Origin of the sequence: Arthrobacter sp. KNU-44 (assembly GCF_051843155.1) — a bacterium.
Taxonomy (GTDB): domain Bacteria; phylum Actinomycetota; class Actinomycetes; order Actinomycetales; family Micrococcaceae; genus Arthrobacter.
Genome location: NZ_JBPXNG010000002.1, coordinates 643,707 through 663,977 on the forward strand (window position 1 = coordinate 643,707; position 20,271 = coordinate 663,977).

Below are 20,271 nucleotides of genomic sequence, written 5' to 3' on the forward strand. Positions count from 1 at the left end.
ACTAGTTCACTTTCGCGAACAGCGTCAGCAGACGTGCGGTTTCCAGCACCAAGGCGTCCCGTCCGGCCTTGATGTACTTGCGGGAGTCCACCACCGAGGGGTTGGCATCCAGGTACTCACGGACGGCGCGGGTGAAGAACCCGTTCAAGTGTGTGGATACGTTGATCTTAGTCATACCGGCCCGGATTGCCGCCACCAGCGTTTCATCTGCTACGCCTGAGGATCCGTGCAGGACGAGCGGCAGCTGGACGGCCTCCTTGAGCCGGGTGATGAGGGCCAGGTCCAAGGCTGCGCTGCGTTCCGTCATGGCGTGCGAGGAACCGACGGCGACGGCGAGGGCGTCGACGCCGGTGGCTTCCACGAAGGATCTAGCCTCGGCCGGATCCGTGCGGACTCCCGGGGCATGGGCACCGTCCTTGCCTCCCACCTTGCCGAGTTCGGCCTCGACGTAGACCCCGTGGTCCTGGGCGTATTTGGCGACCCGACGCGTGACTTCAACATTCGAGCCATAGGGCAAGTGCGCACCGTCGTACATGACGGAACCGAACCCGAGGTCGACAGCCTGCATAGCCAGCTCTTCGGATTCGGCGTGGTCCAGGTGCAGGGCCACGGGCACCGAAGAGTCCCGGGCGATGGACATGGCACCCCGGGCAATCGGGACGAGTCCGCCGTGGAACCGGACGCAGTTCTCCGATATTTGCAGGATCAGCGGGACACCAGCCGTCTCCGCCCCGGCAACAAGGCCTTCGGCGGTTTCGAGGTGGACGACATTGAAGGCGCCCTGTCCGATTCCGTTGGTCGCGGCGGTATCCATGAGTTCCCGTGTGCTGACGAGCGTCACAGGGTCTCCTTCCAGCTGAGAATAAGTTGGTCTTCGAGGTCCGCGTAGAGCGGTGAGATCTCACCGGCGGCCGGCATGAGCACCGCGGCGGCGGACCAGGCTGTCGCCCGGCGGAGGATCGTGGGGATGTCCGTGATCCCGTCGGCGAGCGCGACGGCGGCCGCCGCCACTCCGGCGTCGCCGGCTCCGGTGGGGTTGCCGCTGAGCGGTTCCGGGAGCCGGGCGCTCCAGTAGCCTCCGGGGGACGCATGGTGGAACGCGAGCATGCCTTCAGCGCCGGCACTGACCAGTACCGTCTTGGCCCCGAGGGCGATCAATCGCCCTGCGGCCACGTCAAGGCTGCTTTCCCCTGTTGCTTCAAGGAGTTCGTGATTGTTGGGCTTGAGGAGGTCCGCCCCGGCCCGCGCGGCGGCGATGATCCCGGGACCGGAAGTATCGACGACGGCGGGAATCCCGGCGTCGTGCGCCAGGCGCACCAGCGCCGGGTAGAAGTCGGCCGGCGCGCCGGGTGGCAGGCTGCCGGAACCGACAAGCACTCCCGCGCTTTGCCCGTCAAGGGCGTCGACGACGGCGGCGGCCAGCGCCTGCCATTCGGACGCTTGGAGGGGACTGCCCTCTTCATTGAAGATGGACGTTTCGCCGCCCACCGTGTCCACGAGCGCAATGCTGCGCCGTGTTTCCGCGGCGACCGGAATGAGGCGATGCGGTACGCCGCTGCTGAGCAGTTCGGCGGCGAATTCGGCACCGGACGTGCCGCCCGAGGGCGCGATCGCCAGCACGGGATGGCCCAGCTGGTGGGCCACGCGCGCAACATTGAGGCCCTTTCCGCCTGCGCGGCTGAGGGGTCCGGCAACGCGATGGCTTGCTCCGGGGGTGATTCCGGCGACGTGGTAGCTGAGGTCGATGGCCGGATTAGGCGTGACGGTGATGACCCTTTTCATGGCCTGGTTCACCGCCCCGTCCCCGTGCCGGAGGCGGCCTTCGCGGCCGGGAGCAAGGCCCGTGCCCTCATGGCGGCGCCGAGCAAACCTGCATCCTGGCCGAGCTGGGCGCGCATGATGATGGGCCGGCGCTGGAAATCGAGCAGCTCATCGAGGCGCGAACGCAGTGGCTGCAGGAGTCCTTCACCCGCTTCGGCAAGCCCGCCGCCAACCACCACTGCTTCGGTGCCAATGATGCTGACGCATTGGCTGAGGCTGAAAGCGAGGGCGTCCACCGCGTCGGCCCAGATCCTTGCCGCAAGTGCATCGCCCGCTGTGGCCCGTTCAAGGACTTCACGGGCACCGGCGCGCGGTGTTCCGGCTTTGTCGCTGTAACGCCGGGCGATCGCTCCGGCGGAGCCGACGGCCTCAAGGATAGTGGTCCCGGGACCGTCGGGGTCCGGTACGAGGGCGTGGCCCAGTTCCCCGGCGAAGCCGCCTGCGCGCACCGGGTACCCGTCGGAGATGACGGCGGCGGCGATCCCCGTGCCGACCACCATCACCACGACGTTGCGAAAATCGCGGGCCGCTCCGAACCGGAATTCGGCTTCGGCGGCCGTGCTGACATCGTGGCCGAAGGAGACCGGCAGCCCGAGGCGTTGCGCGGCCTTTTCCCCAAAGGGAAAGTTCCGCCAGCCCAGGTTCGCCGAATAGATCCCTACTCCGGTGTCGGAATCAACGATTCCCGGAACCACAATGCACGCGGCTTTCGCTGGGTGGCCGGGGAATTCAGCGGCAAATTCCGAGGCCAATGCCTCGACTGCGTCCAGGATCGCCTCGCCCGGCCGCAAGGGATCATGCGGCGTAGCGGTGCGGCGCAGGCCAAGGACATTCCCGGCTGTGTCGACAAGGCCTGCCTTCAGATCCGTCCCGCCGACGTCGAAGGCCAGGACTGCGGATTCAGCGGCTCCGAGAACCATGGGATTGCCTAGGCCGTGGCGTTCAGGACAACAGAGCGCGTGAGGTTGCGCGGCAGATCGGGGTTGAGGCCGCGCACGCGTGCCCGCTCCAAGGTGACCTTATGGACCCGGGCCAGCTCGGCGAGCGGATGCTTGCCGGTGTTGACGTAGAGGGCGCCCGTGCGGCCCATGTCGGCGTCGAGGCCCTCGGGCTGCGGGCCGAAGATCCACGTCACGCGGCCTGGGGCGGCAATGGAAATGGGACCGTGCCGGTACTCCATCGCCGGATAGGATTCGGTCCAGCCCTGCACTGCTTCGCGCATCTTGAGTCCGGCTTCGTGGGCCAGGCCAACGGTCCAGCCGGTACCGAGGAAGGTGAACTGTTCGGCGTCGAGCAACTCCTGGGAAACAGGCTCGGTGACGGCAGTGCGGGCATCCTCAATCGCCGTGCCGAGTTCGATACCAAGGCTCGTCAGGAGGTACACGAGGGCTGTGGTGGCAAAGCGGGTCTGGACCACCGATTTCTCGTCGGCGTAGGGAAGGCCGATCACGGCGTTGGCCAGGGTGGTGATGGGTGAATTTACGTCGCCGATCACGGCGATAGTGCGGACTTTTCCACGCAAGGCTTCAAGGAGCTCAAGCACCTCAGTGGTGGTGCCGGAGCGGGTAATGGCGATCACGGCGTCGTACTGGCGGCCGGCGCTGTTGTGATTGAGGAAGGCTTCGGACGCTGCAAAGGCGTCGGTGACGCCCTTGCCCGCGGATTCGCGGGCGGCGGCATAGCTCTGCGCCATGAACCATGAGGTACCGCAACCGACGACGGCGATCCGCTCACCGTCAGCGGGAAGCAGGTGCTCCGCCTTGGATTGCTCGATGGCCCGCTTCCAGACCTCGGGCTGCGAAACAAGCTCTTCTTCCATGAAGGCCCCGAGGGTGTTGTTACTCATCGCACTTACCATTCCTGTCCGCGCTTCTTCGACGCACTCTTCAACGCACTCTTCAACGGTCAATGATTTGACGTTTTATGATCCATATAAACACTAAACGATCATATTCAATCGCACAAGGATCGCGACGGCGCCTCGACGCGCCTGGCAAATGGGAATGACCAACCTTAGGGAGGAACCCCGCCCTGGCGTCGCTAGAGTGCACAAGAAAAAGCAGGGCCCCTCCATCTGGAGAGGCCCTGCCTTGTTGACTCGAGAGCGCCGCTAGAGCGCCCGCACGCCTGCCCGCCACACCGCGGAAGTCAGCGGGATACCGGGCCGGTACGCCAGGTGCGTCGCCGACGGCGCCTTGAGCATGTGGAGGTCGGCGCGGTGCCCGACGGCGATCGAACCCACCGCCCGTTCGCCGTCGACGTCGTTCCCCGACTCCCTGCCCAGTGCCAGCGCACCCCCATACGTGGCCGCCCGGACGGCTTCGTGGACGCTCAGGTGCATCTGCAACACCGCAGTAGTGACGCAGAAGGCGATGGAGCTCGTGTAGGAGGTGCCGGGGTTGCAGTTCGCGGCCAAGGCAATCTGCACCCCCGCGTCGATCAACGCACGGCCCGGGGCAAGCGGCTGGCGGGTGGAAAGATCGCAAGCGGGCAGGCACGTGGCCACCGTGCCCCGCGCACCCGTTCCGGTGGAGGCATCCCAGCCCCTCCATGTTCCGGCGAGCGCCTCGATGTCGGCCGCTGAAAGGTAATTGACATGGTCAACGCTGGCCGCGCCGAACTCCACTGCCAACTGCACGCCGGGGCCTTCACCCAATTGGTTGCCGTGGACACGCAGGCCCAGTCCCGCATCGCGGCAGGCGGTCAGGACACGGCGCGACTGCTCTTCGGTGAACGCGCCGCGCTCGCAGAAAACGTCGGCCCAGCTGACGTACGGGCGGACGGCGTCAAGCATCGGACCGCAGACGAGGTCCGTGTATGCCTCGGCGTCGGCTCCGGCCGGAACCAAGTGCGCGCCGAGGTAGGTGACTTCATCCACGGTCGCTGCCGCGATCCGTGCACTGCGTGCCTCGTTCTCCAGGTCCAGTCCGTAGCCGGTCTTGCTCTCGAGATAGGTGGTGCCTTGGGAGACGGCTTCGGCCACGCGCCCGGCAGCGAGGCGGGTCAGTTCCTCGTCGCTCGCGGCGCGCGTGGCGCGCGTGGTGACAGCGATCCCGCCGGCGCTGTAGCTCTGGCCGGCCATCCTGGCCTCGAATTCGGCCGTGCGGTCGCCAGCGAAAATCAGGTGCGAGTGCGAGTCCACCCAGCCCGGGAGCACCGCGCGGCCTTCCGCGTCCACATGCTCATCAGCCGCGGGAGCCTCCGACACCGGACCGATCCAGGAAATCCGCTCACCTTCGATCACCACGGCGGCGTCCTTGAGAACGCGATGCTCCGCGTCCTGGGTCATCAGTTCGCCAATGTTGCTGATCAGTGTGCTCGTCTGCCCGCTCATGAACCTATTGTTCATCGGCGGATGGACCAACGGGCCGCCGCGAGCTCCCTCGGTGTCCGGGATGCCGGACTGATGCCCGGCGCGGAGGCAACATTCGCCGATCCCAGGATCTCCGCGGCGGCGAGTTCGGCGATTGCCGAGGACGTCTGGAAACCGTAACCACCTTGGCCCGCAAGCCAAAAAAAACCGGGAGCCTCGGCGTCGAAACCCACCACCGGAACCCCGTCGGCAGCTTCAGTACGCAAGCCTGTCCATCCCTTTGCCACGGAGCGGATGCCCAGCGACGTGATCGAATTCAGCCGGGCCACGAGCTCTTCCACGTCGCCGGGCCGCGGCTGCGCGTCTTCAGGCCCGCTCGGCACCGTTTCCGATGGCGAAATGAGCACTTGCTCCCCCTCGCGCCGGAAATAGTAGGAATCATCCGCTGCCGCGACCATCGGGGTGCCTGGCGCAAGCGGGCGTTCGACGTCAACGATTGCCGCCGTGCGCCGGAACGGCTGCAAGCCCAGCTTTTCCACCCCGCTGAGGACCGCGAGTTCGTCCGCCCAGGCACCTGCCGCGTTGACGACGACGGCGGACTGGAAACCTTCCAGCCCGGCGCCCAATTGCCAGCCGGAACCGAGCCGTTGGGCAGAATGGACCCGGGCTCCGGTGATGATATCCACTCCCCCGGCCTCGGCGCGTTGGCGGTGGTCTTCCAACAGCACGGGCGCATTACAGGCGAACGACCCCGTGTCCAGGCCTGCGGCCGTGAAGGCGCCGGGATTCAGCGCCGGGCACAGCTCAAGGGCTTCGGCGTGCGTGATGGGGTGCATGTGCCCGCTGGCTTCTGCCTTGACGGTGGCTTCGTCGCCCACCAACATGAACGAGCGCGGTTCCAGCACCGGCACCGGCAACGCAGCATCGCGGGCTGCCATCAGCTCCAGCGTGCGGACGGTTAGTTCCTGTACGACGGCGGGTCCGTAGCTTGGGATCAGCTGCCGGGCTGAGCGGGAGGACGTGTGGTAGGCCAGTGTCTGTTCGGCTTCCACGAGCGCCACCGAACACCGGCCGGCCAGCGCTGAAGCCAGCGACAACCCGGCGATGCCGCCACCGACAATTACCACATCATAATTCGCAGCCATCCCCCCATCCTGTCAGCGCATACGCCCAGATGCGAGGGGCCGGCTCGGGACTCGCCGCGCCCGTCCCAGCGGGCCTATTCCAGAGCGGACGGCTTGATGCCGCTGTAGGGGGTCCACCACGTGAGCGGTTCCGTGACGGTGAAGCGCCGCCCGGAGATCGAATCCGCGGGAACCCGCACGAAATGGTCCTTCTTGCCGGATTCCCAAGGAAACAGGGGCAGCGAGAACGAGTTGATGACGTCGTCGAGCTGTTTGACGGGCGCCGCTTTGCCATGGAGCACAACGCTCCACGCGACTCCGGTGTTCGGGTCGACTCCGTCCACCTCCATGGCCACCGGGAACTCGCCCAGAGCCGCGGCGAGCTTTGTGCCCGCTCCCGTCCTGAAGACAACCGTCCCCTGGTCCACGGTGTAGTTGATCGGAAAAATGTCAGGGTGGTCTCCGAGCCACACGGCCAGCCTGCCGACAGACACGCCCCTCAGGAGATTCCAGCATTGCTGCGAATCCAACACCTCGGTTACACGTTGTGCTGCATCTTTGTCCATGCTGCAGATACTAGGCCTCCGATCCTCTGCGGGACAGGGCTTAGGCGAAGGGGTTCAGCGCAGGTATTGGAGCTCCTTGAAATGGCTGATGTAGTCGTCCAGGAGCGCTTCTGCCACCCTGACCGAGTCCACGAGCGGGTTCATCGCCATCGCCTTGTAGGCGGACCGCCGGGAACCCGTGAGCGCAGCGTCGATCGTGGCGCGTTCCACCGCTTTGGCGTTGACGACGAGCCCGCGCGCGTAGTCCGGAAGAGCCTTGGCCGGCAGCAAGCGGGCTCCGTCTGCGTCTACGAGGCAGGGCGCCTCGATGACGGCGTCGGCGTCGAGTTCTGCCAGGGTGCCGCTATTGGGGAGGTTCAGGATCAGTCGGGCCGTTTCGCCCTGGCTGATGGCACGCATGATCGCCAAGGCTACGGCCTCGTAGCCGCCGGATACCAGGTCCTCGGCGTCGCGTTCGAACGTACCGGCCGCGTCCCTGTTGCTTTGCATGTACGTCTCTTCGCGATCGAGCTTGGTCTTTTCCCAGAGCCTGAGGGCCGATTTCGACGACGGGACCCCCTCGGCGGGCCCCGCACCGCCGTCGTTCGCTTCCGCCAGCCCGCTGTAGAAGGACGACTGCTGCCGCGCCAAGTAGGCGCCGCGGGTGGTTTCGGCGCGCCGGTCGGCGTCGAGCGCTTCCCGCCTGAAGTAGTAGTAATGCAGATACTCGTTGGGAACCGCGCCCAAGGCTTTGATCCACGAAGCGCCGAAAAGCCGGCCCTCTTCAAACGATTCGATGGCGCTGTCGTCGTCGAGGAGCCGCGGCAGGACATCTTCATCGTCGACTACCAGCCCGCGCAGCCAGCCCAGATGGTTCAGGCCGATGTAGTCGATCTGCACGGAACCGTCCCGGAAGGCTGCCGCGCCGCGGTGGATTCCGGCTGCGAGCAGGCATCGCCTGGCCAGCCCCACCGGCGAATCGCAGATCCCCACCACCTTGTTGCCGAGGACCCGCGTCATCACCTCGGTGATGACCCCGGCTGGATTGGTGAAGTTGATGAACCAGGCGTGTGGAGCATGTTTCTTCACGGCCTCGGCGATGTCCAGGACCACGGGAATGGTCCGCAGGGCGTAGGAAATCCCCCCGGCACCCACGGTCTCCTGCCCGATAACCCCATGCTCCAGGGCAATACGTTCATCGGCGGCGCGCCCCTCCAGGCCACCCACCCGGATGGCGGAGAAGATGAAGTCCGTGCCGGGCAATGCTTCTGACAGCTCCGTGAACAGCCCCACTGCGGGCGCGTCAGGCACCCCCTCGGCCATGTCGGCCAGGACCCTCGCCACCACGCCCAGGCGCGCGGGGTCGGCGTCGAACAGCCTTAGTTCGGTGACCCGGCCGGGCCCGTGGTCAGACAGCAGTGCTGAATAGACCAGGGGTACCCGGAATCCCCCGCCGCCCAGGATGGTGAGGATCATGGGAACTCAGAGCCCCGCGGCTGCGCGGCTCTTCACGAAGGCCTCGACACACGCCTCGACGTCCTCAGAGCTGTGTGCGGCCGAGAGCTGCACGCGGATCCGGGCAGCTCCCTTGGGCACCACGGGGTAGCTGAACGCCGTGACGAACACTCCGTGGTGGAGCATCTCGTCGGCGACCTTCGCGGCCGCCACGGCGTCGCCGAACATCACAGGAATGATGGCGTGCTCGCCGTCGAGCAGTTCGAAGCCTTCCTCGCTCATGCGGCGGCGGAACAAGGCGGCGTTCTCGAAGAGCCTGGAGCGGAGCTCGCCCGAACCCTGGACCAGCTCAATGGCCTTGATGGTGGCTGCGACGATTGCGGGGGCGAGGGAGTTGGAGAAAAGGTACGGGCGGGCCTTCTGGCGCAGCATGGCGACGATTTCGCTGCGGCCGGAGACGTAGCCGCCCGAAGCACCGCCAAGGGCCTTGCCGAACGTGCCGGTGTAGATGTCGATCCTGTCGGAAACGCCCGCGTGTTCCGGGGTTCCGGCACCGGTTGCTCCCATGAAGCCTACGGCGTGGGAATCATCCACCATGACCAGCGCGTCGTGCTTTTCCGCGAGATCGCAAATGGCCTCGAGCGGAGCAAGGTAGCCGTCCATGGAGAAAACGCCGTCCGTCACGATGATCTTGCGGCGGGCCGGGGTCTCGCCGGTTGAGGCCTCGATGAGCTTGGCTTCGAGGTCAGCCATGTCCTGGTTGGCGTAGCGGAAGCGCTTGGCCTTGCTGAGCCGGATGCCGTCGATGATGGAGGCGTGGTTCAGGGAATCGGAGATGATGGCGTCCTCGGCCCCGAACAGGGACTCGAAAACGCCTCCGTTGGCGTCGAAGCAGCTGGAGAAGAGGATGGTGTCTTCGGTTCCAAGGAACTGTGAGACGCGCGCCTCGAGTTCGAGGTGCAGGTCCTGGGTGCCGCAGATGAAGCGGACGGATGCCATGCCGAAGCCGCGCTCGTCCATAGCGGACTTGGCTGCGGCGATGATGTCCGGGTGGTCTGCCAGGCCAAGGTAGTTGTTGGCGCAGAAGTTCAAGACGGTGTTCGCCGGCTGGCCGAGCTGGCCTGCGGAGATGTGGCTGGCCTGCGGCGAGTCAATGTGGCGTTCGGTTTTGAAGAGGCCTGCGGTGCGGATCTCTTCAAGTTCGCCCTGCAGCTGGTCTTTGATACTTGAGTACATGGTGGCTCCTGGTACTGGGGTCTTGGGGAGGACTTTACGGTGTCTTAGATTTCGGTCCAGTCGAGGACGACCTTGCCGCCCGTGCCGGCGCGGGCGATTTCGAAGCCCTTTTCCCAGTCGGTGGCGGGCAGCTTTTCCGTGACGACGGCGGAAATGTGGTTGTGCAGTACGGGGTTTGAGGACAGCATGGCGCTCATGGCGTACCAGGTTTCGTACATCTCGCGGCCGTAGATGCCCTTAAGGGTCAGCATGTGTGTGACCACTTTGCCCCAGTCAATGTCAATGGACTGGCTGGGCAAGCCAAGCATGGCGATCCGTCCGCCGTGGTTCATGTTGTTGATCATCTCAGGCAGGGCCGTGGGATGCCCGGACATTTCCAGGCCGATGTCGAATCCTTCGCGCATGCCAAGCTCGAGCTGGGCATCCTTGACGCGCATCTTCGACACGTCAACGGCGAGGTCCACACCCATCTTCCGGGCGAGTTCAAGGCGGGGCGCGGAGACGTCGGTGATGGCGATCTTGCGGGCACCGGCATGGCGCGCGACGGCGATTGCCATGAGTCCGATGGGGCCGGCACCTGTGATGAGGACGTCCTCGCCGACGAGGGGGAAGCTCAGTGCGGTGTGGACGGCGTTGCCGAAGGGGTCGAAGATGGCGCCGAGCTCAGGAGTGATGGAAGGATCCTGGTGGACCCAGACGTTGGTCTCCGGGATGACAACGTATTCGGCAAAAGCACCATCGCGTTGCACGCCCACGGACACCGTGTGGATGCACATCTGGCGGCGGCCTGCGCGGCAATTGCGGCAGATACCGCAGACCACGTGGCCTTCACCGGACACACGGTCACCGACCTTGACGTCCCGGACGTCCTCGCCGACGGAGACCACTTCGCCGTAGAACTCGTGTCCCGCAATCAGCGGGGTCTCGATGATGCCCTGCGCCCACGCGTCCCAGGACTGGATGTGCAGGTCCGTTCCGCAGATGCCGGTGGTCATGACGCGGATCTTGACGTCGCTGGGACCTGCCTCCGGTTCGGGCCGTTCGGCGAGTTCGAAACCAGCGTGGGGACCGGACTTGTAGAGAGCCTTCATGGGTCTTCCTAACTCAAGGGATTGGGCCGTTTGTGTGCCGTTTCACTTCATTGAAACCCCACGGACGGTTTAGCACAACTAGGTTTTTCTCAATCAACGAATTAGCATTTGCTAAATGGAAGTACATCAGCTCCAAATGCTCAGGGAACTAGGAGATCTCGGCAGTGTCAAGGCCGTGGCCGAGACGCTCATGGTCACTCCCTCGGCCGTCTCCCAGCAGCTCGCCCTCTTGCAGAAGTCGGTGGACGTGCCCCTGACCCGCAAGGAGGGCCGGGCCCTGGTGCTCACCGATGCGGGCCGGGTCCTGGCCGACGCCGGAGCCGCCGTCGTGAATGCGCTCGCGGACGCCCAGGCCGCCATTGGCGCGTACCACGACTCACCGGGCTCCACTGTGACCGTGAGCGCCTTCCACAGCGCGGGCCAGGCTTTGTTCGCTCCGCTCGCGGCCTTGCTGACCACCGCGCGCAACGCGGGTCCGGAAAACAGCGTTCCCCGCGTGAAGCTCGCCGACGAAGACGTTGCCCAGGAAGACTTTCCGGGCCTGGCCGCCCGATATGACCTTGTGCTGGCGCACCGGATGGAGCACAGCCCCGGGTGGCCCACCGACAAAGTCGCCGTGATCCCGCTCGCCGACGAGCCGCTCGACGTCGCGTTGCCTGCCGGACACCCGCTCGCGGCGCGACGCGAACTCAGGCCGGCCGACGTCGTCGGGCAGCCCTGGGTGACCAGCCGCGCCGGCTACTCCCCCGCGGACGTGCTGGCCGCCGTCGTCGCTGTCAGCGGGCGCCCGGCGGATGTCCTGCACCGCATCAACGACTACTCCACGGTGGCCTCGCTCGTGGCGGACGGCGGCGCGATAGGTTTGCTCCCGCGGTTCACCGCCCAGCGGGTACTGGACGCCGGCGTGGTGCTGCGACCGCTGGCGGGGGTGAATTCCGTGCGCAAGATCGACATCCTGGCGAGGCCGGAAACCCTGAAACGGAAATCGGTCATGACGGTCTGCGAAGCGCTGCAGACTGTCATGACCGAACTTTCCGGGGGCACGTCACCTGGCGCCGCCCAGCCCAACTGACTCGCATTTGTTGTCGTTATGAGGCTCTAAAACGACAATAACTGCGAGTTAGCTGGGGGCACGCGACGCTAGGGTTCCCGCACCCGGGCTGGTTGGCCCGCGTTGAAGTACTCCACGAGCTCTTCGGGCAAGGCCGGAACCAGCTTCGCGCAACCGTCGCCGCGGAGGGACTCGGTGGCGAGCACGCCCGCCGCCACGGCCTCCCGGGCTGCGATCGGCGAAGTCGCCGTGGTTCCGCCATCCCTTGCGAAGCGCAGGAACTCAGCTATGAGCAAGGGGTCCGCGCCGCCATGGCCGCCTTCTCCGTCGCGGATCTCCACCTTCTGGTCGGGCTCGGCGAAACCGGAGGTTGTCCGGGTGGTCCAGACATAGATCTGGTCGCCGGCTCCGTCACCGAAGTTCTCGATCCTGCCCTTGGTGCCGATCACCGTGTAGTTCCGCCAATAGTCCGGGGTGAAATGGCACTGCTGGTACGAGGCGAGTACGCCGTTGCCTAGGACCATGTTCATCATCGAGATGTCCTCGACGTCGATCGTCTCGGCGAGGTCCGTCTGTTCGGTGGGGGGCCAATTGTCCACGGAGAACCAATCACCCATCCGGCGTGCCGTGTTGTCGCGGCGGGAAGCGACGTCGCCGTAAACGGCCAGCTCGCCGATCGCCTGCACCTTGGTGCTGTATCCCCCGGCGAGCCAGTGGATGACGTCGATGTCGTGCGCGCCCTTTTGCAGCAGCAGCCCTGTGGTGTTGGCACGCTGGGCATGCCAATCCTTGAAATAGTAGTCCCCGCCGTTCCCCACGAAGTGCCGGCACCAGACTGCCTTGACGTCGCCGATGGTCCCGGCCTGGATGATGTCGCGCATCTGCACCACCACCGGCATGTGCCGCATGTTGTGGCCCACATAGAGTCGCGTTCCGGTGTCGAAGGCCGTCTGGAGGATAAGATCGGCTGCCTCCAACGTGACATCAAGCGGTTTCTCGCAGAAAGTGGGGATGCCGGCTTTGAGCGTCCGGACGGCGACGGCGGCGTGCTGGTTGTCCGGCGTCAGGACCAGGACCGCGTCCAGGCCGGAGTCCAACAGGACGTCCAGATCGTCGGTGATGACCGCCGTCGGGATCTTCCCGGCCGCGTCCGCCCTGCCGCGCTCGCCCAGATCGCACACGACGGTGACTTCCGAACCGTGGCCGGGCTTGTGCGCGTGGCGCCACAGCGACGACCGCAAGCCGAATCCGACGATGCCTACTTTGAGGTCCATAAGTACTATTCCTAACTAGATAAGTTGATGCGTCGGCGTGTTTGACCCACGCGCTGCGCGATTCCCTGGTTGACCAGCTCGCGGACCCTTCGGTAATGAAGGGGGTCGTAGCTGAAGCTGTCCATGGCGAGGCTCCCGCCCGAGCCGTTCGTATCGATGAACGCGAGTGCCTCCTCGCGACCGGCCAGCGTTGCCAGGAGCGAGAGTGCCCGGTGGTCCCACATGGCCTGGGCGAACACCTTGTAACGGATCGACTCCCACGGCACCCCATCCGGTCCCGGGTAGACCATGAAGGCGTCGCCGCCCGGAAACGCTCCTCCGGCGCAGGTGTCCTTGAACGGGTCCACAGGCGCCAACGAGTGGGCCGTGTTGTAGAAGTTGAATCCCCAATGCAGGAAGCCCGCGCATTCCAGGGCATATAGCTGGTGACCCAAAACCCGGTTCCGCACTGAAGGCATGGAAATGAACCGGTTGGCGACGCCGGCGTCCTGGGCGACGCAGTAGTAGACCCACAGGTCCTTCACCCCGGCCGCCAGGAACGGTGCCACGGCATCACTTGCCACCACGGGTTTGGGAACTGCTCCGCTGTTGTAGAACTCAAAGTCGCTCAGGGCGTCAACCACCGTCAACCCGTCCAGGAGGTCCGCGACGACGTCCTTTGCTTGCTTGTATCCGGCCAGGGCTTGCGCGCCCGCTGGTTCATCGGAAATGTGGAAAATGACCCGGTCAAGAGACCAGTGCTCTGCCAGGAAGGAACGCAGGGCAGGCAGCAGCCCGGCCATCAGCTCCCGGTAAGACGGCGACGTCGACGGCACGTCCCAGCCAAAGCGCCGCTCCATTCCGCGGGCAGTCTCGACATAGATCGCCGGCGTCGCCTTGGCCCCCCATTGCGTGAAGAGGTGGGCAATTTCCAGGTACTGGATGCCATGTTTGGCGCAAAGATCCACCCATCGCAGCAGCTTGCTGAAATCAAAGCGGTAGCCGGAATCCTCGCGGATCCCGATCAGCTGGGTGGGCAGCCGGGTTCCCCCTACGGCTGTGTCGAGCGGAGGAGTCCACGTGGGCGTCAGCAGCGAGTTGGCTCCCATCCTTGCCGCGGACCCGATGAAGGCGTCGATGATCGACCAATGCTCTTCGCTGAAGACGCCGACGCCGTAATGGCTCGCCAAGCCGTCACAGTGGAACCAGTGGGCGTTCACGATCTCCAGTTCCGGGGCTTGAGCCGCGAGGACAGTGACTTCGATAGTGGTGCTGAAGAGCACGCGGCCCCCCACGTCCCGTACCGAGATCCCGAATTCGTGATCGCCCGCATTCTCCGCGGATGGCACCACGAAGTCGATCCATGCGGCGCTCCACTGCCCGTAGAGGGGCTTGATCAGACCATCCGGGGTGGGTCGCAAAAGGTCGGGATACAAACCGGGAGTGTCCCGGTCATAGCCACCGTCATGCTGCGGGAATGCCGCCAATGAACACGGCACCAGTTCAACCTGCGAAATGGTGGCAATTCCTGCCGCCGGACCATCGACTGCAACCTCCAACGCCCCTGACAGCCGAAAATCGTGTTTCATGGGCGGCCGGAGAGCCACCTGGATCGACGCAGTCTCGCCGGGGAAAACGGACATCGGGATGGTCCTGTCGAACGGCCGTGGTGGATCGTCCGGGTAGACCTTTTCCAAGGAGTCGACCAGCACGAACGACCAGCCGTCCAGCTGGACCGGGTTCTGTTCCGTCAAGGGCTGCGATCCTTTCCTACGTGAGTCTCTACGTGGGTGCCCACTTGGTTTTTACTTGAGTCCGGAGCGGCCGATGCCTGCCATCACACGCTTCTGCATGAGCAGGAACATGATCAGGATTGGCGCCATGGCCATGAGCGATGCCGCCATGAGGATCGGGTAATTGTTGGCGTGCTCACCCTGGAGATTCGAAAGCCCGACGCTCAATGGTGCGGCGTTCGCCGTCGACGTCACCACCAAAGGCCACAAGAGGTCATTCCAGGACCACAGCACGGTAATGATGACCAGGGCCCACAAGCCGTTTGCCGCGAGGGGCAGCATGACCCGGAAGAAGATCTGGAACGGATTGGCACCGTCGAGCCGTGCCGCGTCTTCGAGTTCGTCCGGAAGCCCCATGAAGAACTGGCGCATCAGGAAAAGGCCGAAGGCGCTGAAGATGCCCGGAGCCACGATGCCGGCGATGCTGTTCAGCCACCCCAGGTTCTGGATGATCTGGTACTGCGGGATCAGGAACAACTGGGACGGCACCATGATGATCGACAAGACTATGGCCAGGATGAGCCCCTTGAACCGGAATTGCATCCGAGCGAAGGCGTAACCCGCCAAAGAGCAGAGGAGCACCTGGCCGAACACCCTCATGACAGTGATTGCTACCGTCACCCAGAGCTGTGAACCGAAATTCATGGAGGTGAAGACGTCCGCGAAGTTATGCCATTGGACGACGCTGGGCCACAGGGTGGGCGGCGTGCTCTGGACTTCGGCGTTCGTCGAAAGCGACATGACGATCTGGTACAGGAGGGGCGAGATCATGGCCAACCCGCCAATGCTCAGTACACAATGTGCCAGGACGTTCGAGCCCTGTTTGCCGCCTTTGGCACCTTTGCGATCGGCGCCCTTGGCGCCCTTGGTGCCGCGGATCTTGCGGTCGCGGCCCGCGGGTTCAGAGGGTTCGCCTCCAGCGTGAGATGGCCTTGCCGAAGCGATCTGTCGGGATTCGACACCGCCTTTTGTGGAGAGCATCGATTCAGACATAGTTGACCCACCTCTTCTGGATACGGAATTGGAAAGCGGTCAGAAGAGCGATGATGACGAGGATCAGGATGCCGATGGCTGCCGCATAGCCCTTGTCGTTCTGCAGGAAGGCCTGGTTGTAGAAGATGTACACGAGGCTTTGCGTCTGAGGCATGGCCAGGTTCGCTTTCCCCATCATCACGTACAGCAAATCGAACAGCTGGAAGCCGCTGATCACGGTGACGATCGTGACAAAGAAGATGCTGGGCGTCAGCAGCGGGACGGTAATGCTGAAGAACTGGCGGACCCGGCTGGCCCCGTCCATTTCCGCGGCTTCGAAGAGCTCCCGAGGGATCTCGCGCAGTCCCGCGCTGATGATGATGAGGTTGAATCCCAGCGACATCCAAAGCCCCACGGTAGCCACGGCAAGGAGTGCAAACCCCGGCGTCGATGTCCAGTAAGGCCCCTGGATCCCGAACAAGCCCAGGAACCAGTTGATGGGACCGAAGTCACCGTTGTAGATCAACCTCCACACGATCCCGACGGCGGCCGGCATGGTGATGTAGGGAATGAAGTACAGCGTCCGGTACAGGGCCGCAAAGCGCAGGCCGGGACGCTCGATCAGGGACGCAAGGATGACCGCAATAGGAATCCCCAGCAGGACGACGACTGTATAGATCAGCGTATTGAGGATTGATTGCGGAATAGTGGAATCCGCGAACATCCGCACGTAATTGTCCAGGCCGATGAACTTGGTTCCGCCGAAGACACCCCACTTGGTGAAGCTGTAGTAGAACGTCTGGACGATCGGCCAAAGATAGAACACTCCGATGCCCGCAACAGTAGGCACCACGAACAACCATGGCCACCAGCCATCCGACTTCGATTTTCCTTTGCGGCGATCCCCGGCGGGTTGGACGGCCCGGCCGTTTTTGGGCGCCGGCGTCAGGGTCTGGGATTTCATGATTCTTTGGCCAGCGCGGCATTCATCTGGCTGGCAAGGTCCTTGGCGACGTCCGCAACCGGCTTGGTCCCGGCGAACGCCTGGGGCAGCAAGGTGTTCTCGAGTTCGTTCCAGGCGGCCGTGTTGGCCGACGCCGGGTAGGGCGAGGCATCCTTGGCCAGGTCAAGGAAGACGTTGAGGTCGACAGAGGGAACGGACTTGACCCAGGCATCCTGCGTGCCGTTGAAGGCCGGGATGACGGTTCCGGTTTCCGCCTGGATCTTGGCAGCATCCTGGGTTCCCAGGAAGGCCACGAACGCCTGCGCCGCGGCCGGGTTCTTCGCATTGGCGGGAATCACGTTGGCAAGTCCGTGGATCACGCTCTGGTTGCTCTTCGGCCCCTTCGGGAGGCTGACAATGCCAAGATCTTCCCCAAGGGCCTTTTGGGCCGGCCCGACGGTCCAGGAGCCGTCCATGGTCATAGCCAATTTCCTGGACGTGAACATGTCGCTCGAAGAGGTGTCCGTCAATTGCTGCATCGAGGGAGATACGCCGGATTCGATCAGGTCGCGCCAGAATTGAAGGCCGGCGATTGAGCCGGCGGAGTCGTATCCGGACTTCTTGCCGTCAGTCGAGATGATGGTCCCACCGGCTTCGATCATCGTGTTGTAGTAGCTGGTCTGGCCGCCCGTGAGGTCGCCGGCATACCCGTAGATACCTTTGCCCTGGTAGAACTTGGAGAGCTTGGCGCCGGCGGATTTCACATCGTCCCAGGTCCAGTTGGACGTCGGCTCCGGCACCCCGGCTTCCTTGAAGAGGGCCTTGTTGTAGAAGAGCGCGCTGGTATCGAAGTCCTTGGGCACCCCGTAGAACGCCCCGTCGACGGTGTACAGATCCACCAGCGCTTTGGGGTAATTGGCCGTGTCCACTGCCTTGCCGGACACCAGTCCGTCCAAGGGCAACAGCTGGTTGTTTTGCGCGTAAAGCTTGATGTGCGGACCATTCATCCAGAAAACATCTGGCAGGGTGTTGCTGCTTGCCTGGGTTTGGATCTTCGTCCAGTAGGCCGAACCCTTCGACGGCGTGACGTCGATGGTGACCTTGATGTTCGGGTATTGCTTGTTGAATTCAGTCACGATCTTCTGCATCGCGGGCTTCTGTGCCGCGTCCCAGATGGCGTAACTCAGCTCGGCGCTCAGGTCCTTCGCGGGAGCAGCGTAGGCGGCCTTGGCTGCGCTACCCCCCGCGGCACTGTTCCCGCCGCAAGCGGCAAGCGAGACGACGGCGGCACCGGCAGCCGCAAAGGAAAGGAATGACCTGCGGGTCACGTTGTGGTTCATAAGAATTCTCCGATGTCTTGGTCAGAAGACCGACGGTCCTTCGGGGGCGGGCCCGCATTCGGCGAACAGCCAACCCAACTGGTGTTGTGCAGTTGATCACATCATGTTAATCGTTTAAAGGCAAGATCTCGGATGATCTTTCCTTAACTTTTACTGGCAGAAAACGTCACTAAAGTGCATGGAGTGCGGGTTGTGCGATCATCCGGCACGTGCCTCGACACGCTGCGTGGATAGTCCGGGCTTAGCCCGAGGGCCCCGGTTCATACCGTAGGCCCTGGCTTTCACACCGAGGGCGCTGAGTCCCTCACGATGAGCTTCCAGGGGAATTCCAGAATGCCGGCAGGCCCATCGGGATTCTCTGCCCGGTCGAGCAGGAATGCGGCCAGGCCATGGAAAAAGCCCTCGGGACCAACGGTGGTCAACGACGGCGTCATGCGCTCGCCTTCTGTGGTGTTGCCGATACCGAGCACTTCAACGTCTCCGGGAATGCGAAGTTGCAGCCGCTGGGCCGCATGGATGGCGGCTATCGCCGCGAAGTCCGTGGTCGCATAGATCGCGGTCGGCCGATCCGCCCGCTGCAGGAGCCGCAACGCTGCGTCGAACGCGCTGAGCCCGTCGCGGTCATACGTCTCGACGTAGTCGTCCCGGTAGTCCAAACCAGCCCTGGCCAGGCCGCGGGTGTAGGCACCAAAGCGGATGTCGAGGGTGCTTGTCGAATGTGTCGAGGAGATCAGGCAACCCACCCGGTGGTGCCGCCCCGTGAGGTGATCCACCGCCTGGTCGCAAGACGAACCGGCCACGGGCCGTACGACGTCGAACCCTTCAGGTTCCATGGTGTCGCTGAAGACCACCAAGCGCTGCAGCCTCGCCGCCTGTGCCAGCAGTTCGGCATCCCCGGGTTCCTCGGCGCCGTCGATGAATGTCACGTCCGCGTTTTGGCGTTTGAGTGCCACCCGCCAGTCGGTATCGGCCAGAATCATGGGCGTAATGCCCCGCTGGGCGGCGGCCGTACCAACAGCGCGGCTGACATCCAATGCCCACGGATCAGAGATCATTGTCAGCGACAACATGAGCAGGTTCGTTCGGCCGGTGCGGATGGCCCTTGCCGACTGGTTGGGGCGGTACCCGAGGGCCAGGGCCGCCTCTTGAACCCGCAGCACGGTAGCGGGCGCCACCCCGGACCCGCTCCTGCTGCCGTCTTTGCCGCTCCTGCCTGACAGCACGTAGGACACAGTCGCCGTCGAAACCCCGGCTGCCGCCGCCACGGACTTGATCGTGGGGCGCATTCGTCTCCTTTTGGGCTAAGACACCGGACCATTGGTCGCGGTTCGGCGGTAGTAGCATCATAGCCAGACGAGCGGGCGCAGAGTCAGGAAGAGACGCTCCCGTAGCCAAGCCGTCGTCCGCCATCAGTGGGCCCGGCGGGCAAGGTACCCCCGATAATTCGCGTGGCCGTGACCGTGGCGCCGCTCTTGGTACCGGAGACTGCGACGGTGTCGCCCGCCTTCAGGTCGGTGGCCTTGATGGTTTGAAGAGATGGACGGCGGCCCTGGGTGCCTGTTCCGGCAGCAGGGAACCTGACGATGGTGGTAGACGATGTGATCGCGTAGCTCTGCGTGAAGCCGTCGTCGCTCTTCACGGAAATGCTCGAATCGCTGACCGACTGCACGGAGCCACGCTGCGTCACCAGGGTCGTGTAGCTGCCGTCGTTGTTCTTGACCGTAAACTCACCGTGGATCCCCGGGCCTGCGAAGCCGCGTGGAAGCACCGGGAACGGCCGGGCCTTGCCGGGCGACGGGGTGGCGGGCGAAGTAGCCCCGGGCGACGGGGAGGCAGGCGATGCCGTGCTCGTCGGCGTCGCGCTCACTACGTAGGCGGGGATGATCTGGCCGGCAGCCCAGACTGCGGCCACACCACCGCCGGTCAACACGACGGCGATACCGCCCGCGATGAGGGCCTTGCGAAGCCCCGGAGTCATGGTGGACATGGCCGAATCCTTCCTCCGCTCCTCCCCGGGCCGGTAAGGGGCGGGCAGCAAAGAACTGATGACTCCATAATGAGCCTTGAAGCTGTGTGAGGGCTGTGGATCCAGACACAACTAGGTCGCAGTTGTTGTCGTTTTGAAGGCTCATAACGACTGTGAGGATTGGAGTGGCTGGTCTGGGACTGGCTGGCAGAGTAGGTGCTGGCCGTTCCGCCCTGCGGTCGTGACTCACATAACGGCTGGCCCCGTCGGGGTGCCATTTTAGTGACTTGTCCGTCCGCGGGGTGGGCGGCCGGTACCTGCCCGGCCCACCTCGGTGACTTGATCAGAAGGTTGCCCGCCCTGTTTGA

The 20,271-nt window shown here is 64.3% G+C and carries 18 protein-coding genes; 1 reads left to right on the plus strand and 17 read right to left on the minus strand.

Translation table 11 applies throughout. From position 1 onward, the window contains the following. Position 1 precedes the first annotated feature (1 nt). The 10 genes from ACSVHC_RS03830 to tdh form a co-directional block, all read right to left on the minus strand. Positions 2-841 carry a class II fructose-bisphosphate aldolase gene (locus ACSVHC_RS03830; RefSeq protein WP_437773015.1) on the minus strand — a complete coding sequence of 280 codons (840 nt, stop codon included), beginning with the start codon at positions 839-841 and terminating at the stop codon, positions 2-4. Next, entirely contained in the window at positions 838-1,782 is a 945-nt protein-coding gene (locus tag ACSVHC_RS03835) for a 1-phosphofructokinase family hexose kinase (RefSeq protein ID WP_439180598.1), read from the minus strand. Before ACSVHC_RS03835 ends, ACSVHC_RS03830 begins: the two co-directional genes overlap by 4 nt. An 8-nt stretch (positions 1,783-1,790) precedes the next feature. After that, positions 1,791-2,741, minus strand: coding sequence for an ROK family protein (locus ACSVHC_RS03840; protein ID WP_437773013.1), 951 nt, complete (start codon positions 2,739-2,741; stop codon positions 1,791-1,793). 8 nt (positions 2,742-2,749) lie between these two features. Beyond that, positions 2,750-3,667 (minus strand): SIS domain-containing protein, encoded by a 918-nt coding sequence (locus tag ACSVHC_RS03845; protein ID WP_437773012.1) that lies wholly within the window; start codon positions 3,665-3,667, stop codon positions 2,750-2,752. Between the two features lie 264 nt (positions 3,668-3,931). Next, the gene (hutI, locus tag ACSVHC_RS03850; protein ID WP_437773011.1) at positions 3,932-5,155 is read right to left on the minus strand and encodes an imidazolonepropionase; all 1,224 of its coding nucleotides are present in this window, start codon (positions 5,153-5,155) and stop codon (positions 3,932-3,934) included. Positions 5,156-5,166: 11 nt separating this feature from the next. Then, complete coding sequence (locus ACSVHC_RS03855; protein ID WP_439180599.1) at positions 5,167-6,279, minus strand: NAD(P)/FAD-dependent oxidoreductase; 1,113 nt, start codon at positions 6,277-6,279, stop codon at positions 5,167-5,169. Between the two features lie 74 nt (positions 6,280-6,353). After that, entirely contained in the window at positions 6,354-6,824 is a 471-nt protein-coding gene (locus tag ACSVHC_RS03860; RefSeq protein WP_437773009.1) for a pyridoxamine 5'-phosphate oxidase family protein, read from the minus strand. A 54-nt stretch (positions 6,825-6,878) separates the two neighbouring features. Further along, on the minus strand, positions 6,879-8,279 hold the full coding sequence (locus tag ACSVHC_RS03865; protein ID WP_437773008.1) for a 6-phospho-beta-glucosidase: 1,401 nt from the start codon (positions 8,277-8,279) through the stop codon (positions 6,879-6,881). Between the two features lie 6 nt (positions 8,280-8,285). Next, on the minus strand, positions 8,286-9,494 hold the full coding sequence (locus tag ACSVHC_RS03870; protein WP_437773007.1) for a glycine C-acetyltransferase: 1,209 nt from the start codon (positions 9,492-9,494) through the stop codon (positions 8,286-8,288). A 44-nt stretch (positions 9,495-9,538) separates the two neighbouring features. Continuing rightward, positions 9,539-10,585 (minus strand): L-threonine 3-dehydrogenase, encoded by a 1,047-nt coding sequence (gene tdh / locus ACSVHC_RS03875; protein ID WP_437773006.1) that lies wholly within the window; start codon positions 10,583-10,585, stop codon positions 9,539-9,541. Between the two features lie 115 nt (positions 10,586-10,700). Here tdh and ACSVHC_RS03880 point away from each other — a divergent pair, with 115 nt between their 5' ends. Continuing rightward, positions 10,701-11,657, plus strand: coding sequence for a LysR family transcriptional regulator (locus ACSVHC_RS03880; protein ID WP_437773005.1), 957 nt, complete (start codon positions 10,701-10,703; stop codon positions 11,655-11,657). A gap of 68 nt (positions 11,658-11,725) precedes the next feature. Here ACSVHC_RS03880 and ACSVHC_RS03885 read toward each other — a convergent pair whose 3' ends face one another. The 7 genes from ACSVHC_RS03885 to ACSVHC_RS03915 form a co-directional block, all read right to left on the minus strand. Further along, positions 11,726-12,910: a Gfo/Idh/MocA family protein gene (locus ACSVHC_RS03885; protein WP_437773004.1), complete on the minus strand. Its 1,185-nt coding sequence runs from the start codon at positions 12,908-12,910 to the stop codon at positions 11,726-11,728. A gap of 11 nt (positions 12,911-12,921) precedes the next feature. Beyond that, entirely contained in the window at positions 12,922-14,643 is a 1,722-nt protein-coding gene (locus tag ACSVHC_RS03890; protein ID WP_437773003.1) for a DUF4091 domain-containing protein, read from the minus strand. Positions 14,644-14,694: 51 nt separating this feature from the next. Continuing rightward, positions 14,695-15,675 carry a carbohydrate ABC transporter permease gene (locus ACSVHC_RS03895; RefSeq protein WP_437773002.1) on the minus strand — a complete coding sequence of 327 codons (981 nt, stop codon included), beginning with the start codon at positions 15,673-15,675 and terminating at the stop codon, positions 14,695-14,697. Further along, positions 15,668-16,618, minus strand: a complete 951-nt coding sequence (locus ACSVHC_RS03900) for a carbohydrate ABC transporter permease (RefSeq protein ID WP_437773001.1) — start codon at positions 16,616-16,618, stop codon at positions 15,668-15,670. Before ACSVHC_RS03900 ends, ACSVHC_RS03895 begins: the two co-directional genes overlap by 8 nt. After that, positions 16,615-17,937, minus strand: a complete 1,323-nt coding sequence (locus tag ACSVHC_RS03905; RefSeq protein ID WP_437773000.1) for an extracellular solute-binding protein — start codon at positions 17,935-17,937, stop codon at positions 16,615-16,617. The genes ACSVHC_RS03900 and ACSVHC_RS03905 overlap by 4 nt, the downstream gene beginning before the upstream one ends. A gap of 281 nt (positions 17,938-18,218) precedes the next feature. Next, positions 18,219-19,223 carry a LacI family DNA-binding transcriptional regulator gene (locus tag ACSVHC_RS03910; protein WP_439180600.1) on the minus strand — a complete coding sequence of 335 codons (1,005 nt, stop codon included), beginning with the start codon at positions 19,221-19,223 and terminating at the stop codon, positions 18,219-18,221. An 83-nt stretch (positions 19,224-19,306) separates the two neighbouring features. Continuing rightward, on the minus strand, positions 19,307-19,924 hold the full coding sequence (locus ACSVHC_RS03915) for a DUF5666 domain-containing protein (RefSeq protein ID WP_437772998.1): 618 nt from the start codon (positions 19,922-19,924) through the stop codon (positions 19,307-19,309). Positions 19,925-20,271: the final 347 nt, after the last annotated feature.

What these genes read in the sequence shown, in the direction of transcription:
- ACSVHC_RS03835 (WP_439180598.1), bottom strand. Translation starts at nt 1,782, where the DNA reads ATGAAAAGGGTCATCACCGTCACGCCTAATCCGGCCATCGACCTCAGC.
- ACSVHC_RS03840 (WP_437773013.1), bottom strand. Translation starts at nt 2,741, where the DNA reads ATGGTTCTCGGAGCCGCTGAATCCGCAGTCCTGGCCTTCGACGTCGGC.
- ACSVHC_RS03845 (WP_437773012.1), bottom strand. Translation starts at nt 3,667, where the DNA reads ATGAGTAACAACACCCTCGGGGCCTTCATGGAAGAAGAGCTTGTTTCG.
- hutI (WP_437773011.1), bottom strand. Translation starts at nt 5,155, where the DNA reads ATGAGCGGGCAGACGAGCACACTGATCAGCAACATTGGCGAACTGATG.
- ACSVHC_RS03855 (WP_439180599.1), bottom strand. Translation starts at nt 6,279, where the DNA reads ATGGCTGCGAATTATGATGTGGTAATTGTCGGTGGCGGCATCGCCGGG.
- ACSVHC_RS03860 (WP_437773009.1), bottom strand. Translation starts at nt 6,824, where the DNA reads ATGGACAAAGATGCAGCACAACGTGTAACCGAGGTGTTGGATTCGCAG.
- ACSVHC_RS03865 (WP_437773008.1), bottom strand. Translation starts at nt 8,279, where the DNA reads ATGATCCTCACCATCCTGGGCGGCGGGGGATTCCGGGTACCCCTGGTC.
- ACSVHC_RS03870 (WP_437773007.1), bottom strand. Translation starts at nt 9,494, where the DNA reads ATGTACTCAAGTATCAAAGACCAGCTGCAGGGCGAACTTGAAGAGATC.
- tdh (WP_437773006.1), bottom strand. Translation starts at nt 10,585, where the DNA reads ATGAAGGCTCTCTACAAGTCCGGTCCCCACGCTGGTTTCGAACTCGCC.
- ACSVHC_RS03880 (WP_437773005.1), top strand. Translation starts at nt 10,701, where the DNA reads ATGGAAGTACATCAGCTCCAAATGCTCAGGGAACTAGGAGATCTCGGC.
- ACSVHC_RS03885 (WP_437773004.1), bottom strand. Translation starts at nt 12,910, where the DNA reads ATGGACCTCAAAGTAGGCATCGTCGGATTCGGCTTGCGGTCGTCGCTG.
- ACSVHC_RS03895 (WP_437773002.1), bottom strand. Translation starts at nt 15,675, where the DNA reads ATGTCTGAATCGATGCTCTCCACAAAAGGCGGTGTCGAATCCCGACAG.
- ACSVHC_RS03900 (WP_437773001.1), bottom strand. Translation starts at nt 16,618, where the DNA reads ATGAAATCCCAGACCCTGACGCCGGCGCCCAAAAACGGCCGGGCCGTC.
- ACSVHC_RS03905 (WP_437773000.1), bottom strand. Translation starts at nt 17,937, where the DNA reads ATGAACCACAACGTGACCCGCAGGTCATTCCTTTCCTTTGCGGCTGCC.
- ACSVHC_RS03910 (WP_439180600.1), bottom strand. Translation starts at nt 19,223, where the DNA reads ATGCGCCCCACGATCAAGTCCGTGGCGGCGGCAGCCGGGGTTTCGACG.
- ACSVHC_RS03915 (WP_437772998.1), bottom strand. Translation starts at nt 19,924, where the DNA reads ATGTCCACCATGACTCCGGGGCTTCGCAAGGCCCTCATCGCGGGCGGT.